The sequence below is a fragment of the Rubinisphaera italica genome, assembly GCF_007859715.1.
Lineage (GTDB): Bacteria > Planctomycetota > Planctomycetia > Planctomycetales > Planctomycetaceae > Rubinisphaera > Rubinisphaera italica.
Window position 1 is genome coordinate 864,677 of the sequence record NZ_SJPG01000001.1, and the last position, 15,419, is coordinate 880,095.

Sequence of the window (15,419 nt, forward strand, 5' to 3'; positions counted from 1 at the left end):
ACACGGAAGTACGCGAAATTACATGGCTGATACGAAAAAACGCCCCCCCTGTGTAATGGGATTTTATCAAACGGTGACCCGCTCGAGCGGAGAAATCTGCGGCGGTGTGTTAATTACGTCTCATCTTGGGCGTCCCATTGAATTTCAATGTTCTCTGCCAATCCGCCCGAATGCAACTCAGCAGACACTCTACGGAACGACTCTGATGCCTTTTATCAAAGGGGAACTGATTGCCGAGGCTCTGTTCGACAAATTATCGGCTAAGCCAGACATCCTCTTTGTAACCGACCCTGAATGTGTGGCTGAGGGGATTTGGGGAGAGATCGCGGTCGTCTGTTTTGCAGAATTCCCCAATGGACAGGAACAGCAGATCACCAGAAATGAAAAGGGCTTCGTGTCGACATCTCTCACAGCCGTCTTTCAGAAGATGCAGCCGAAATTGAAGGAGTATCTGCCGGAGTCAGCCAGTTTGCAGGAACCACTGATCAGGGTCGAGCAGGCTCTTGATGAAGCAATGGGACAGGCTGCATAAGCAGACTTTGACCCAGCAAAAAACACGATCAATGCACTCAAGGATGAGGCAGCCACGTTGAACAATACGAATGAAAAATCTCCCCTGCTCCTGCCAGCTCCGCGTGTCGATCAGATCCGCAAAGAGTTGAAAGTCCAATCACTGGCCAGTGGAGCCAACGGAGCTCTGAAACGCTGGCCACAAGTCGGAGTCAATGAGCAGAAACTCTTGACTCGCCCCGGGTTTGTCCCTTCCTGGAAACCTTACTGGCAGAAGCCACAGACACTGCAGATTGCGTTTCCCGATATCATCGAGTTTCAGCAGCCCAAGGCTGAAGGTAAAGAACGCGAACCTTTGCGGAGTTTGAAGCCGCCGGGGGCGGAGAACGAGGGCGATCAGAAACGCCCCACTAAGAAGCCGACGCGAATCAAGCCGCCGGATGATCTGCTTTCGATGGAAGATAGGCTCTTCTACATTCTGCAACCGCCTCTGGAAAACTGGCTGTCTGGTCAGGAACTGGTCATGCCCTTTGAACCCTTTTCCTACCAGTATGAAGGAATTGCCTGGCTGTTCGCACAGAAATCGGCCCTGCTGGCTGATGAAATGGGGCTGGGGAAAACAATGCAGACAATTACCGCTGTCCGCTTACTGCTACGAAGCGGGCAGGTGCGGCGTGTGCTGATGGTTTGTCCCAAACCACTAATTCCCAACTGGCAGAGAGAATTCAAATTGTGGGCAGAGGAGTTGCCGGTTACCCAGATGGAGGGGGATGGTGCTCGTCGCAAAATGCTGTGGCAGATGTCCTCGATCCCAATTCTCCTGACAAATTACGAGATCCTCGCACGGGATTTGCAGAATCTTGAAGACGAAGAGATGCCGAAGTTTGATCTGGTGGTGCTTGATGAATCGCAGCGCATCAAAAACCGGGATTCTGTCACGTCACAGGTCATTCGGCGAATTCCAAGACGACGATCCTGGTCACTGACCGGAACACCGATTGAAAACCGACCGGAAGAGCTGGCTTCGTTGTTTGAGTTTATGGGCGTTGTCCCGCCCCGCTCGAACCCCGATTTGCGACAACTCAAAAAACTGGCCGAAGTGTATATCCTCAGGCGGACCAAAGATCTCGTCCAACCGGATATGCCTCCCCGATTGGATCGAGATGCCTTGCTCGATCTTTCCCCGGCTCAGCAATCTGCTTATCAAATTGCCGAGAGTGATGGCGTGGTGCAGTTGAATGACCTAGGAGATGAGATCACGATTCAGCATGTCTTTGAACTCGTCATGCGATTGAAGCAGATTACAAATTACGATCCGCTGACGGGAGAATCATGCAAGCTGGAGCGTTTACTGGCAGACATGGAAGAAATCGCAGCCAGCGGTGCGAAAGCGATTTTGTTCAGTCAATGGACGAAAACAATCGACTGGCTGTATGAACGAACCAAGCAGTTTGGAACGCTGGTTTACCATGGTGGTGTGCCGACGAAAAAACGGGAGCCGATTCTGAAACAGTTCAAGGAAGATCCGAACAGTCATCTTCTGCTCATGAGCTATGGCACAGGAGCGGTCGGCTTGAATCTGCAATTTTCACAGTATGTGTTTTTGTACGATCGCTGGTGGAATCCCGCGATTGAAGATCAGGCGATCAACCGGGCTCATCGAATCGGGGTGAAGAATCCGGTGATTGTCACACGCTTTATTTGTCAAAATACGATTGAACAAAGGATCGATCTCGTGTTGCAGCAAAAGCGGGAGATCTTCGAAAAAGTCCTTGGCGAGGGAGACACTTCAACGACATCACTTTCCATGAACGCCGCGGAAGTCTTCGGACTGTTCGATTTGAAAGCCAGAGCCTCGAAAGGGATAAAATCAATCGGGCCGAAGGCCGCTTGACGGTGAGAATCATACAAGCACGAAGCGCAAGCGAGTGTGCAAAAACGGTACGACGACACACTCGCTTGCGCTTCGTGCTTGTATCTTATTTCGCGTGTTTATTGATGGCTCGTTCGTAAACTCGAACATATTCTTTGGCGATGTTATCCCAGGATAAATCCTGTTTCATACCGTTGAGTCGAATTTGTTGCCAGAGTTCAGGATCACGATAGGCGGCCAAGGCGGCTTCAAAAGCGGTTAAAAACGCTTCGGCGCTGTAGCGTTCAAAACTAAAGCCTGTTGCCGTCTTTTCTGCCAGTGTTTCTGGAGAGACAGGAACGACAGAATCCGCTAGTCCTCCCACGGCATGCACAACAGGGACCGTGCCATAGAGCATGGAATACAGTTGATTTAAGCCGCATGGTTCGAATTCACTGGGCATTAAAAACAGATCCGAACCCGCTTCAATTTTATGAGCCAATTCTTCGTCAAAGCGAACCAAGCTGGCAACTCGATTCGGATAAGTTTGCGAAAGTTCTTTGACGAACTGCTCGAAGCTCCGTTCTCCCGTGCCCAGGAAAACGAACTGAGCATCGTTATTGAGTAATCGGTCGCCTGCTTTTTTGAGCAGATCGAATCCCTTCTGCTGAGACATGCGGGAAATCATGGCTACGATAGGAGCGTCCGGCTTTTCAGGTAATCCTAATGTCTTTTGCAGATCAGCCTTACAGATTGCCTTCTTCTCTTCCACCGTCTCTGCATTGTAGTTGCACTTGATGAAGCGGTCATTTTCAGGATGCCAGATGTCGGTGTCGACACCATTGAGAATCCCCACCAGCGAATCTCCACGTCCGGAAAGGGCAGGGTCGAGTCCCCAGCCGAAATCGGGGGATTGAATTTCACGGGCATAAGTCGGGCTGACGGTTGTCACCATATCGGCAAACACGATCCCCGTTTTTAGCAGGTTCAAATCCCCGAAGAACTCCATTTGCTTCCAGTTAAAATACTTCCAGTCCAAGCCGGTAAGAACCATGTCCCAGTGCCAGAATCTTCCCTGGAAGGCAAGGTTGTGAATCGTAAAGACGGTCCCGGTACGTTGAATGGCTGCACTTTGTTTGCGGGCTTCAATATCGATCAATGCAGGTAACAGTCCCGTTTGCCAATCGTTTGCGTGGACAATATCGTAGGGACCGAACTGTTTCATCACCTCAACAATTGCCCGGCTGAAAAAGACAAATCGTTCACAGTTATCCTCGTAAGGAATGTTCTCGTAGACGTAAGGCGAGGGGCGATCGAAATAATCGGGTTGATCGACCAGGAGAACCTGAACATTTGAGTTGGGTAATTTAGCAGAAAGAAAGGAGCCTTTCGACTTTCTGGGACCAACGGGTAAACTGAATTCTTCGCCAATCGGTTCAATTTGAAATCTCTGGCGTGCCCCATGTGGCAATAACTGTGGATAATGCGGCAGAACGAGCAGGACTTCGTGTCCCGCCTGATCGAGTGAGCGGCAAAGTGCTGAGGCAACATCTGCTAATCCCCCGGTCTTTGCAAACGGGACGGCTTCAGAGGCTGTCATCAGTATCTTCATGGCGGGCATTCCAAAAGTTGGATCTCGAAGGATGTCAGTACAAACTAATATTTTTTGAGTAGAATTGCCAACACACGGAGTGTTTTCTGTTAAGAATTCTACACTTCTTTGATCGTATCAACATAATGCCCCTGAGAAAGCGAATGATATGCACAATCATGCGGTGATTTTCGACATTGATGGCGTTCTTGTCGATTCATATGAATCTCACTATCAGAGCTGGAATTTGCTTGCTGAAAACCACGGTCGGACTTGCAGCGAAACAGAGTTTGCTGATCAGTTCGGTCGAACAACTCGAGAAGTCCTCGAGGCTCAATGGGCGGATGCGAATTTGAGCGAAGACGATTATCGTAAGCTTGATGACGAGAAAGAAGATCTTTATCGTCAAATTATTGCCACCGAATTCCCGGAAATGCCACATGCAAGAGCATTGATACACAATCTGCATCAAATTGGCTGGCATATCGCACTGGGCTCTTCAGGACCTTTGGAAAATGTGAATCTGGCAATTGAAAAACTGGGGATTCAGGATCAAATTCAAGCTGCAATTTCTGGAAATGACGTCTCGTGTGGCAAACCCGATCCCGAAGTTTTCCTCATCGCTGCTGAACGGATACAGGTCCCTGCAAAGAATTGCGTAGTCATAGAAGATGCAACACATGGAATCGAAGCGGCTCGAGCTGCGGGGATGAAGTCGATCGGTTTTGTCAGCCGGGGTCGAACAAAGGAAGAGCTCAAGTCCGCTGATTTGCTGATTGATCATCTGGAGGAGGTCACTCCGGAACTCCTGATGAGCCTTCTGTGGAGCTAAACCAGAATCATAATGGAAACTGGACTTCTGATAACGAGAAAAAGCCTCATCATGGGAGAACTGAGTGTCGTCTTGTTCAATCCCCACGCCCATCACTTCGTTTTGGGACGTGCCACCCAGCGACTCGTCTACAATAAAACGAAGATGCAATCAGACTTGGATTGTTCAATAATCTGTAGGACAGAATTAATCTTCACGTCAATCTCTGATATACTGATCAATATCCACCGATCCATTCCGCTTGGGAAAACCCACGCGTAGTTATCAGTTAACAGGAGAACCTCATGTCGACGTCTGTCTCATCATCTGTTCCGGAATCCCTTCAATCATTTCTGAGCGCCCCAAAGAAACTCTTAATCGATGGTCAGTGGGTCGCTGCCGGCAGTGGAAAAACATTTGATGTTTATGATCCTGCGACCGATCAGGTCATTGCTCAAGTTGCAGAAGGGGAATCTGCTGATGTGGATCTGGCAGTCTCGGCTGCTCGCAAGGCTTTTGATGATGGTCCCTGGTCGAAGATGACCGCTTCTGACCGCAGTCGGCTCATCTGGAAAGTTGGCGAGTTGATTGAAGAACATGCCGTTGAATTGGCTCAGCTGGAAACACTGGATAACGGAAAGCCATTCAGCATTGCCAAAGCGGCCGATGTCGCTTTAGCAGCCGATATGTTTCGCTATATGGCTGGCTGGGCCACAAAAATTGAAGGGAATACGATTCCCCTGAATGTTCCGTATGCTCCCGATCAGGAATTTCATGCCTTTACTCTGAAAGAACCCATCGGAGTTGTCGGACAGATCATTCCCTGGAATTTTCCTTTACTGATGGCAGCCTGGAAACTGGGGCCGGCATTGGCGACTGGTTGCACAATCATTTTGAAACCAGCAGAACAGACACCACTTTCTGCTATTCGACTGGGGGAGCTTTTGCAGGAAGCGGGAATCCCAGATGGAGTCGTCAATATCATCACTGGATTTGGCGAGACAGCTGGCGCTGCAATTGCCTCCCATGAAAAGATAGACAAAGTTGCGTTCACAGGATCAACGGAAGTCGGCAAGTTGATTATCAACTCGGCAGCCGGCAATCTTAAGAAAGTGACTCTGGAACTGGGCGGAAAAAGCCCGAATGTCGTCTACGATGATGCCGACCTCGACCTCGCCATTGCCGGCGCAGCCGACGCGATCTTCTTCAATCAAGGCCAGGTTTGCAGTGCCGGCTCGCGATTGTTTATTCAGAAAGGTATCTACGACGACGTTGTCGCTGGGGTTAGTGAAATCGCAAAGAACCTCAAAGTAGGCAACGGATTTCACGAATCCACACAAATGGGGCCACTGGTTTCCCGAGAGCAATTTCAACGTGTGACAGGGTATCTCAAGGCAGGTCTCGAAGCAGGTGCAGAAGTGTCTGCAGGAGGAGCCAGTCTGGATCGCCCCGGCTACTTCGTCCAGCCAACAGTGTTAAAGAATGCCACTGCTGAAATGTCTGTCGTCCGTGAGGAAATTTTCGGTCCGGTGGTAGCAGCGATGTCCTTCGAAAACGATTCTGAAATCGCTTGTCGAGCCAACGAGTCTGCTTACGGACTGGCAGCTGGAATCTGGACTCGCGATATCTCCAAAGCTCATCGACTTGCTAAAGCGGTCAAGGCAGGAACCGTCTGGATCAATTGTTACAGCATCTTCGACGCGGCTCTTCCCTTTGGCGGATATAAACAATCCGGTTGGGGGCGGGAAATGGGGCATGCCTCACTGGAGAATTATCTGCAGACAAAATCGGTCTGTATTCAGATCTAGAGCATATTCAAAATTACCTGTAGCGTTCAGCAGAAGCAAACACAGCATTTTGCTTACATTTGCTGCCAATGCGAGTGCAGTATCCATATGAAAATGGTCTAAACCCTATTCTCAATAGAACCCCATAAAAAACATTTGGGTCCATTCCAAACACGATTGTTACAAATGCACCTGGCGGGATTCGAACCCACGACCTACGGTTTAGGAAACCGTCGCTCTATCCTACTGAGCTACAGGCGCAAGACGGAATCATTGTGATTCCAATTCAACACATCCATAAAGGAAGCAGTTTATCAATCGAGAAATAAGATTGCACCCGGAATTTGTTTGAATACATTTGGCTATTTTACGATGGAAATACGGAGTCGTTCTGCCAGTTCGTTAATTTGCAGGAGCGTACTTTCCTCAGGGAGGAAGGGACTTTCTGTAATGGCTGCTCGATAAGCAGGAGAATTTTCCTGAGAGTCGACATGCTTCACCAGCGACTCAACGGTTTTCGCCAGTTTTTCGGGACCAGCAAAGGCAGCCGGGTCGATGGCAATAATAAAATGCTCGAATCGTTCGTGAAGCGGTCCGCGAGTTTTTTCCGGAGGCGTTTTTGCACCTGACAAACCACTGGTTAGCAGACATTGCAATAGGCCAAGAGATGTAGAGAGTTCGGCTGGAATTTGATGTCGAAGCGGGCGGTCCGCTCCAAAGGAAAATTCATAGCCAATGGTTGCCTCATGTGCTGGGACAGCAAAAGCGGCAGGCTGCCGACCAAAAAAAGTCTGTTCTTCCAGTTCATCTTCAACAGCTGGCGAAGCCGGAGGACAGGTCAGGCAGCAGCCAATCATTCCTGCTTGAGCGATCAGTCGGGCATAAACGAGCGGGCTTCCCAGATTTTGACTGTTCGAAATGACAACCGCTCCAATTCCGACGGCTTTGGCTTTCTGGACTGCTTCCGTAGAACCTTTTGAGGCTGCAACATGTCCCATACCTTCATTGGCATCGATCCAGGCGGTCGCGGGAGTGTCCGATTTAATCATCGAGAGTGCCCGAGGGTCAATATCGCCCAAATCGATCGACTTCACCGATTCGATGATGCTCAAACATCCAAATTCACTCCGTCCCATGATGTCGGCATCAATCATCCTTTGAGCGACGATATCCGACTCAACCGCATACATCCCTTTTTTGATGAGGATTGCGCTGAGAAGTTTGCACATTTCAATAGCAGTCATGATGAGCCTTGTGGTTTCTATAATTATTGTCAGTGTGCTTGGTCAGTTGATTACGTTTATTCTAAATCAATCCGCAAGGAAACTCCACCAGAGAAACTCCCGTCGTGGTAGCTTGTGCACCTGCGGGGTGAATGAAACAGCCAGGAAGAGACTGAACTGGGAGATCCTTTTAACAGGGTTATGATAAAAATTGTGACCTGACAATTATCAGACGTTACTGGAGAAATGATGACGGAAAACTCAGCATCAAATACCACATGTCAGAAGGTCGCGAAATTAAAGATTGTGATGGCAGGAGTGACGACAATTTGCGTAGCGATCGCTGCCACAGTGACTGCGGTCGTGTCCGGTGAGGTCTCGCTGGGGATCACGGCCTGGGTAGCAACAGCCATCATTGGGACCGCGGCTATGCTCTCAGCCGAAAAGAACACTTAGAACGCATTCCGCTTAATTGTATCACATTCCAGCCTACCAATACAGATGTTTTCGCGTCGCCAGCTGATATCGCAAAAGTAGACTTGGTCTAAATATCAATTCGTGCAATAAAAAAACTCACTGATCAAATTGATCAGTGAGTCGACATGGAAATACAGGCAAACCTTTAAATTCTTAGGCAAATAATCCTGGAATAGCCTGGGCTTTGACAAGCTCCCGTGGCTGATTGAGATGATTGTAGACAATCGATTCCGGATTGATGCCGAAGGCGTGGTAGATCGAGGCGAGTAGTTCGCCGGGATGGACTGGTTTATCTAATGGAGCAGAAGCCGTTTTATCGGACTTGCCGTAGACACTTCCTCGCTGTACGCCGGCTCCAGCCATCAATGCGGTGTAACAATAAGGCCAGTGATCGCGACCATCAGCACTGTTTCCGTTTCCGGAAGTACTGACACCCTTTTGCGGACTTCGTCCGAATTCACCGACAGCGACGACGAGGGTATCTTCCAGCATGCCTCGCTCATTGAGATCGGCAATCAGAGTGGATAATCCGCCATCGAGCATTGGGCCAGATTGATCTTTCATACGTTTAGTCAAACCGGTGTGATGATCCCAGGAGTGATTGTTGGAGTTCGCGACCTTCGGCCAGATAACTTCGACGACTCGTGTGCCTGCTTCAACAAGACGACGAGCCAGAAGGCAACTTTGCCCAAACGTATTGCGACCGTATCGATCTCGCAAGTCGGAGGCTTCCTGATCAAGCATAAACGCATCGCGGGCACGGCCTGAAACAATCAGTTCAAGTGCCCGGTCGTAATACTCGTTCAGACTGGAATGAGCGACCGCTTTATCGATCTCGGGCATCAAGTCGTTAATCTGATCGCGAAGTCGGGCACGGCGTTGGAGACGTGACGCGTAAACTTCCGGGCGGAGTTTCAGATCGTCGATCTTGATCTTCTCCATCTTGCTCATATCCATGTCATCGCCATCGGGATAGAGCGTGTAAGGATCGAACGCTTTACCGAGAAATCCTGCAGTCCCTCCCTTACCAACAACATTACTTTCCTGCAGTGGGCGAGGCAGCATAACGAAGGGGAGCATCGGGACTTCAGAAGGTTTGATACGAATGATGTTCGAACCAAAGTTTGGAAAATCTTTCGGAGATGGTGGTTCCAACTGCCCGGAAGGACTGACTTTATCAGTCGTATAACCGGTCATCATCTGATAGATGGCAGCAGTGTGATTGAACAAGCCGTTTGGTGTGTAACTCATTGAGCGAATGAGTGTGGTTTTGTCGAGTTCCTTGGCGAGTTTCGGCAGGATTTCCGTCACTTTGACGCCCGGCACGACGGTGTCGATGGACGCGAATTCACTTTTGACTTTGTCGGGTACGTTTTCTTTTGGATCCCACAGGTCAATATGACTCGGTCCACCCTGCAGGTAAACCATGATGATACTTTTGGCTTTGCCCCAGCCGGGAGCTGATTGGTGGGCAATTGGTTCGTTGGCAGAGGCAGATTGCAATTCCAGCATTGAGCCAAGACTCAAGCCAAGCATTCCCGATCCGCCGATTCGTAGGACATCGCGCCGGGTTGGTCCGAGATTGCGATCACAGACATCCTTACCTTTTTGGCCTTTGACAGTAAACATCGTTTTCTCCAATGAATTGAATGGTTGAATTGTCAGGTGTTAAGCGGCTCGATACGTCTTATCGGTTAAACAGGAATGAAGGACTATTGATCAAGGCCCAGGTTAAATCCTGAGCAGCAGTCAGGCGTTGATTCTCAGTCAGTTTTTTACTCATCTCGAAGTCGGCTCGAAGCTGAACGACGCTCAGTGCATCCTTAACGGGCTCTTTCGCGGCGACTAAACTTGCTTCCAGATTCTGCAATTGTGCATCGGGAGGAAGAGGTTTCTTCGCTTCAGCGACTGCCTGTTTGAGGGCGATGTATTTGTCATCGAATCGCTGATAGAACTCGACCAGAGTCGCAGTCTGTTCGGGAGTACGTTCTTCAGGAGCCAGTTTGATAAGAGCCTGGACTTCGTGCGGTAAGCCGAGCGGAATTTTCGGTTCCGCCGACGTGACCGAAATACGGAATCTTCCCAACCAGTGATTTTTATCCTGATAGTTTTGCTTGAGGATAAATTTAAACTCAGACGCACCCGACACAGGTGTAGGATTTTTAATTTCAAACGTGGCCCAGTGAGTTTTTCCCTGCTGTGGCGAGACCGCCCATCCATTTGCGTTTGGTTTGATTTGACCATCTATAGCCGTTTTGACATCGTAATTTCCCTGACTGAAATCAGCCTGAGCATTCTGCAACATTAATTGATGCGGAACAGGCTTCTCTTTGGAAAGGTCACTTTTGAAGACTTCGAATTCGGTCAACACAAAGTTTCCGCCACCCAGCCCCGGACCATTCCCTGGGAGTGAAGGATCAGTGAGTGCTTCGAGTCGAATGGCCGTCACTTTTGACAAATCTGTTTGAGCAATCAACTCGTAAGAGCCCAAGCCTGGCTTAACAGAGGCAATAATCGAACCGTCTTCCTGAAGTTTCAGATCGGCTTTATTGGAAGCGACCAGAGAAGTTGGACGCAACACCTGCCACTCAACGCTGGCTTCAGACTGTTGTTTGGCGATCCACTCCTGCAGAGGCTGTTCAATCGATTCGGAATGTTTGGCCAGATTCGCCTCGGCTTGTTTAATCTTCTTCTGGCGTTCCTGCTCGGCGAGTTCCCGTTTGGGAGCCAATTCGATTTTATAATCTGCAAGTGTCTTCTCAGCTTTTTGAATTTTAGCAAGACGTTCCTGCTCTTTCTGATCCCGGATTGATTTCCACCAGGCTTCTTTCTCTGCCAGCTTCTGTTCAAGTTCCTGATGGGACTCAGCAACGGTTTCGAAAATCGGCAGTGCGACTTCAATTTCCTTGACGGTGGCAGGTCGATTCAGAATTTTCAGATAAAGGGCATCGATCAATTCCTGATTACCGGGAATCGAGTTAACAAGTTTCGGAATCGCATTATTCGGATCGGCAATCGCATCCGCGACTGTTTTTCCGCTAACCATCGCCATGATCGGTCCGAGTTGAACTTCGTTGGAGCGTTCACATTCGCAAGCGCTTTCGCGATTCGGGCGCCCGAAGTTACTCAGGAAACCATCTTCCAGTTTAATTTGGGAATCCGATAAAGCCGCAGCCCGTGTTCCTGCTGGAACTCCTGGAATATGACTTTGTGAACCCGTCACCTGATGAATGGCATCGAACAACGTCTCCGCTGGCAGGCGACGAGCCTGGGCGTGGGAGAAGTTGATGGTGTCATCTTCATTCCAGCGATTTGTTGCGATCGATAATTGATAGGTTCTCGATTTGCAGATCAGACGCAAAGCGTGCTGAACATCAAAATCGGAATTGATGAACTCTTCAGTCAGATAGTCGAGCAACTCCGGATTCGTCGGTGGATTGCCTGCTCGTATGTCATCGACCGGTTCGATAATTCCCATTCCGAACAGATGCCCCCATAAACGATTGACATAGCTGCGGGCAAAATAGCGGTTATCGGGAGCGATCATCCAAGCTGCGAGTTGTTCACGACGGGTCGCGTCTTCTGCAGTTTCAAATGTGCTTTCATAGGGGAATGTCGGAGGAGCGATTTCGTTTGTTCGTTGATGAGTGACATCTCCCTGTTTCTGGTCGACGACAATTTCATAAAGTGGTTTGCCCGATTCCACAGCTGTCCCACCTAATTTTTTGCCTTTGGCTTCCGGATCGGCTTTTAATCCCACCTGAGCGAAGAAGGCTGCCGTTTCATAGTATTGATCCTGGGTCCATTTTTCAAAAGGATGGTCGTGGCATTTATTGCAGTTGAAACGCACTCCCAGAAACAGGTGTGTCGTATTTTCCATCGTGTTTTCAGGATCTCGAAGAACCTTGAAATATGAGGCAGGAGGATTCGCTTTGTTGGAACCGGATGCCGTCAGGATTTCCTGAACAAATTCATCATAAGGACGGTTCTCTGCGATTTGTGTTTGAATCCACTCGCGGAACAGATTGGCTCCTTCACGTCCGAGGAACTTTCCATTCACCTGCAGCAGGTTCGCCCATTTGTTGGTGAAGTGGGCGATGTAGTCTTCTGAACCGACCAGATAGTCGATATAGCGATCCCGTTTTTCCTGAGTCGGACGCTGGTCGGCGATAAACGCTTCTACGGCTTCCGCTGTCGGAGGCAGTCCCGTTAAATCGAGCGTAACTCGTCGCATGAATTCTGCATCGGAAGTCAGTTGAGAAGGCTGAATCTTCATACGCTGCCATTTATTGGCCACCAGTTCATCAATCTCGTTAAAGGTTGGCGGATCCTGCCAGACAAACTCATCTCGATCTCCCATGACGGTTAAAGTCGTCGCGGCATAGGCGCCTTCATGTCGAGCCAGAATCGGTGCTTCTCCACGGCGAATGGAAGTTAAAAGTCCACTGCTGTTGATCGTGGCCACTTCCGTATTTCCACTTTCGATAAACGATTCATAAGTGACATCCCGTTGTGCCCCATCGGCATAGGTGGCAACAACGCGGACCTGTTGTTTGGAGTTGATCGACTGAATCGTCGGGTTTTTCGGGAAGACATCAATCGAAACCACACGCGGTGTTTTCAGATCAAGTTCGGCTCCGCCGGCAATCCAGTTTCTGAGGAGCTGATAGTATTTGTGATCGGCAGTGATTAACTGCCCGCCCACATGCGGCACTCCACCAATCGCTTTGAGAAGCATCAACGATTCATCGGGAGCAGCGGCGTTCATACGGCGTGAGGCATGATCGTCGGTCAATGCCCGCACGTCGAAAATGGGGTCGTAACCCCGCAGGGAAAGTTTGAAACCGGCTTTTCCCTGGGCAGAACCGTGACAGGTCCCCTGATTACAGCCCAGCTTGGAAAGCACTGGCATGACATCGTGAACGTAATCGACATTTAAGCCTGCATCCTGCTGAGAAATCGTGACTGGCAAAGAGGCTTCAAGACCTTGAATGGATACTTTAACTTCTGTTTGACCATTAGATCGAGGTTGCAGCAAGCCAAGGGAATCAATAGAGGCAAACTTCTCATTGACGGTGAATTTCACCGAGCGAGTGACATCAATTTGATCGCCCGATTTCAATGTTGCCATCACGACCAGCTGAGCATAATCGAGAGGATCGTTGAATTGAATTTCAGCTGGAGTGATCGCAATCGATGCAATCTCAGCAGTCACTTCTGATTTCTCATCCGTTGCTGGATTCAAGTTTCCGAACTTCCAGTCGGTAGAGCTTACTGCCAGTTGAGTCTGCTCGCCTGTCGTCGGATAAATGGCAAACTCCTGAGTCTGCTCGACCGTACCCGCATCGAAAATTCGCAGGTTGCCATCGGTACTGGCGACTGCGATCTGCTTTCCATCAGGATTGTAAGCTAATGCATAGCAACCGCTTCCGGGAATCTGCTTTTTGGAAATCAACTTAACGCCTTCACCCCGTAACTCCTCGATCAACTTCTTCTGTTCGGGTTTTCGGCTGGCAACACGCTCTTCGAGAATCTTTTTGATCTCATCGGGAAGTCCGCCATCGACGCCGTACTGATAGACTGTCAGATAACCCGTCCCGTTATCGCTGCTGACAACCGCCAGTTGAGACGCATCGGGACTGTAAGCGACATCAAAGATTCGACCGGAGGTTGCAGGGAGTTCGCGAACCAGATTGGCATCGTCACCAATCACGCGTTTCGTCAAGCGTTCCATGCGATACGTTCGCGGCACTCCATCGGCTCCCCCGATGAGAATTTCATTTCGTTCTGGATGGGTTTCGACAGCCGCCAATCCCCCTTTGAGGGCTCCCGGCGTGATGGAAGTAATGTTATCGACAAATCGTTGGGTTTCGAATTCGATGAGCTTAGCTGTTTGATCGCGGCCAACTGAAACGACGTGTTCACCATCAATGGAAAAAGTCGTATCGAGAACCCAGTCGCCGTGCGAACCCTGGAAGAGAACTTCTTTACCGGTGGCTGCTTCAATGACACGCAAAGTGTTATCTGCACAACCAAAAGCGATTTTTGTTCCATCCGGAGACCAGCTGGCTCCATAAACCGTATCGAAAGTCACCTGCACGGAAGTCATCAGTTTCTTAGTCGCGACATCCCAAACCTGAACTTCTCCCATACGAGCGGGAGCACCGCCAGTGACGGCCAGTTTCGTTCCATCAGGAGAGAACTTGACCGATTCAATCCGATCGGAAACGCCAATCAAGCGCGCCATAATTCCGCTGCCATCGGCATGATGAATCAGCACTTCATGATGTCCCGCAGCAGCTAACAACTTGCCATCTGGTGAATAATCGATCGCTGTCGTGACTGGAGGTCGGCTGTATACAGGGGGATGGGCGGCATCGTACACGGCAATGGCTGAAGCAGGAGTATCGTCGATTGCTCCCTGCTCAATCCAGCTTTTCACCAATCCAATTTGTTCGGGGGAAAGCGGAGCCTTTTCCTTCGGCATTGCGGCTACACCGTCAACCGGCGTGATCTGATCCAGCAGATAACTGGCCGTGGCATCCCCAGCAACAATCGCAGCCGATTCCGATTCGCCCCCTTTAAGGAGCGATTGAAAATCGGTCATAATATAGTCACCGAGTGGCTTGGCAGGCTGATGGCAGCCCTGGCAATGAGCCTGGAAGATCGGTTTGATTTGTGTGTGATAGCTGACAGATTGCTGAGCAGCGTCGGCTCCGGGGGTCTCTTCAGCATGAAGGCGGGGCGTTATCGCAATGGCAGCGATCAACAGCAGGAGGGAAGGTGTGCGTGCATTAATCATTGGCGTTATCCAAACTTCGGCAGCGAGCGACTGTCCGGTGGATGCAGGTGCGTGCAGCAACAGGCACGCATTTAAGCAGGCATCGGGAACGGACATCAACTCATCTAACGAAGATCGTACGAAACAAACGTCGTTAAGTAATGCCGATCCGCTGCAAGGCGTCCGCGCTTTGGTTGAGGTCCTCTCAATTGCGGCACGGGAGTGGGTGACCTGAATTTGGCGAGTACGAAATCAAAGAATCTTTAATTTCGCCTACGGAACGCCCCAACAGGTGCGGTAGCCGAATCACTCAATTCGGCAGGCAGGTTCATATCTATTATTATGGATGACAAAATCAATAAATTCAAGATAAGTCTTGAAAATTTT

Annotated in this window: 9 protein-coding genes and 1 tRNA gene; 5 read left to right on the forward strand and 5 right to left on the reverse strand. The window is 49.6% G+C overall.

Annotated features, from left to right (window positions below; all coding sequences use genetic code 11):
• Positions 1-22: 22 nt before the first annotated feature.
• A complete protein-coding gene (locus tag Pan54_RS03360) occupies positions 23-532 on the forward strand; it encodes a hypothetical protein (protein ID WP_146502160.1) in 510 nt (169 codons plus the stop codon).
• A gap of 57 nt (positions 533-589) precedes the next feature.
• Entirely contained in the window at positions 590-2,404 is a 1,815-nt protein-coding gene (locus tag Pan54_RS03365) for a DEAD/DEAH box helicase (RefSeq protein ID WP_146502161.1), read from the forward strand.
• Between the two features lie 85 nt (positions 2,405-2,489).
• Here Pan54_RS03365 and glgA read toward each other — a convergent pair whose 3' ends face one another.
• On the reverse strand, positions 2,490-3,974 hold the full coding sequence (glgA, locus tag Pan54_RS03370) for a glycogen synthase GlgA (protein ID WP_146502162.1): 1,485 nt from the start codon (positions 3,972-3,974) through the stop codon (positions 2,490-2,492).
• A 148-nt stretch (positions 3,975-4,122) separates the two neighbouring features.
• Between glgA and Pan54_RS03375 the strand changes: the two genes are divergently transcribed.
• Both Pan54_RS03375 and Pan54_RS03380 read left to right on the forward strand, forming a co-directional pair.
• On the forward strand, positions 4,123-4,785 hold the full coding sequence (locus Pan54_RS03375; protein ID WP_146502163.1) for an HAD family hydrolase: 663 nt from the start codon (positions 4,123-4,125) through the stop codon (positions 4,783-4,785).
• Between the two features lie 284 nt (positions 4,786-5,069).
• Positions 5,070-6,572, forward strand: coding sequence for an aldehyde dehydrogenase family protein (locus Pan54_RS03380; RefSeq protein ID WP_146502164.1), 1,503 nt, complete (start codon positions 5,070-5,072; stop codon positions 6,570-6,572).
• 166 nt (positions 6,573-6,738) lie between these two features.
• Here the strand turns inward: Pan54_RS03380 and Pan54_RS03385 are convergent.
• Positions 6,739-6,812 (reverse strand) — tRNA-Arg (locus Pan54_RS03385).
• Between the two features lie 101 nt (positions 6,813-6,913).
• Positions 6,914-7,795: an Ldh family oxidoreductase gene (locus tag Pan54_RS03390; protein ID WP_146502165.1), complete on the reverse strand. Its 882-nt coding sequence runs from the start codon at positions 7,793-7,795 to the stop codon at positions 6,914-6,916.
• A 228-nt stretch (positions 7,796-8,023) separates the two neighbouring features.
• Here Pan54_RS03390 and Pan54_RS03395 point away from each other — a divergent pair, with 228 nt between their 5' ends.
• Positions 8,024-8,230, forward strand: coding sequence for a hypothetical protein (locus tag Pan54_RS03395; RefSeq protein ID WP_146502166.1), 207 nt, complete (start codon positions 8,024-8,026; stop codon positions 8,228-8,230).
• Positions 8,231-8,404: 174 nt separating this feature from the next.
• Here Pan54_RS03395 and Pan54_RS03400 read toward each other — a convergent pair whose 3' ends face one another.
• Complete coding sequence (locus Pan54_RS03400; RefSeq protein ID WP_146502167.1) at positions 8,405-9,880, reverse strand: DUF1501 domain-containing protein; 1,476 nt, start codon at positions 9,878-9,880, stop codon at positions 8,405-8,407.
• A 58-nt stretch (positions 9,881-9,938) separates the two neighbouring features.
• Positions 9,939-15,053, reverse strand: a complete 5,115-nt coding sequence (locus tag Pan54_RS03405; protein WP_146502168.1) for a DUF1549 domain-containing protein — start codon at positions 15,051-15,053, stop codon at positions 9,939-9,941.
• Positions 15,054-15,419 lie beyond the last annotated feature (366 nt).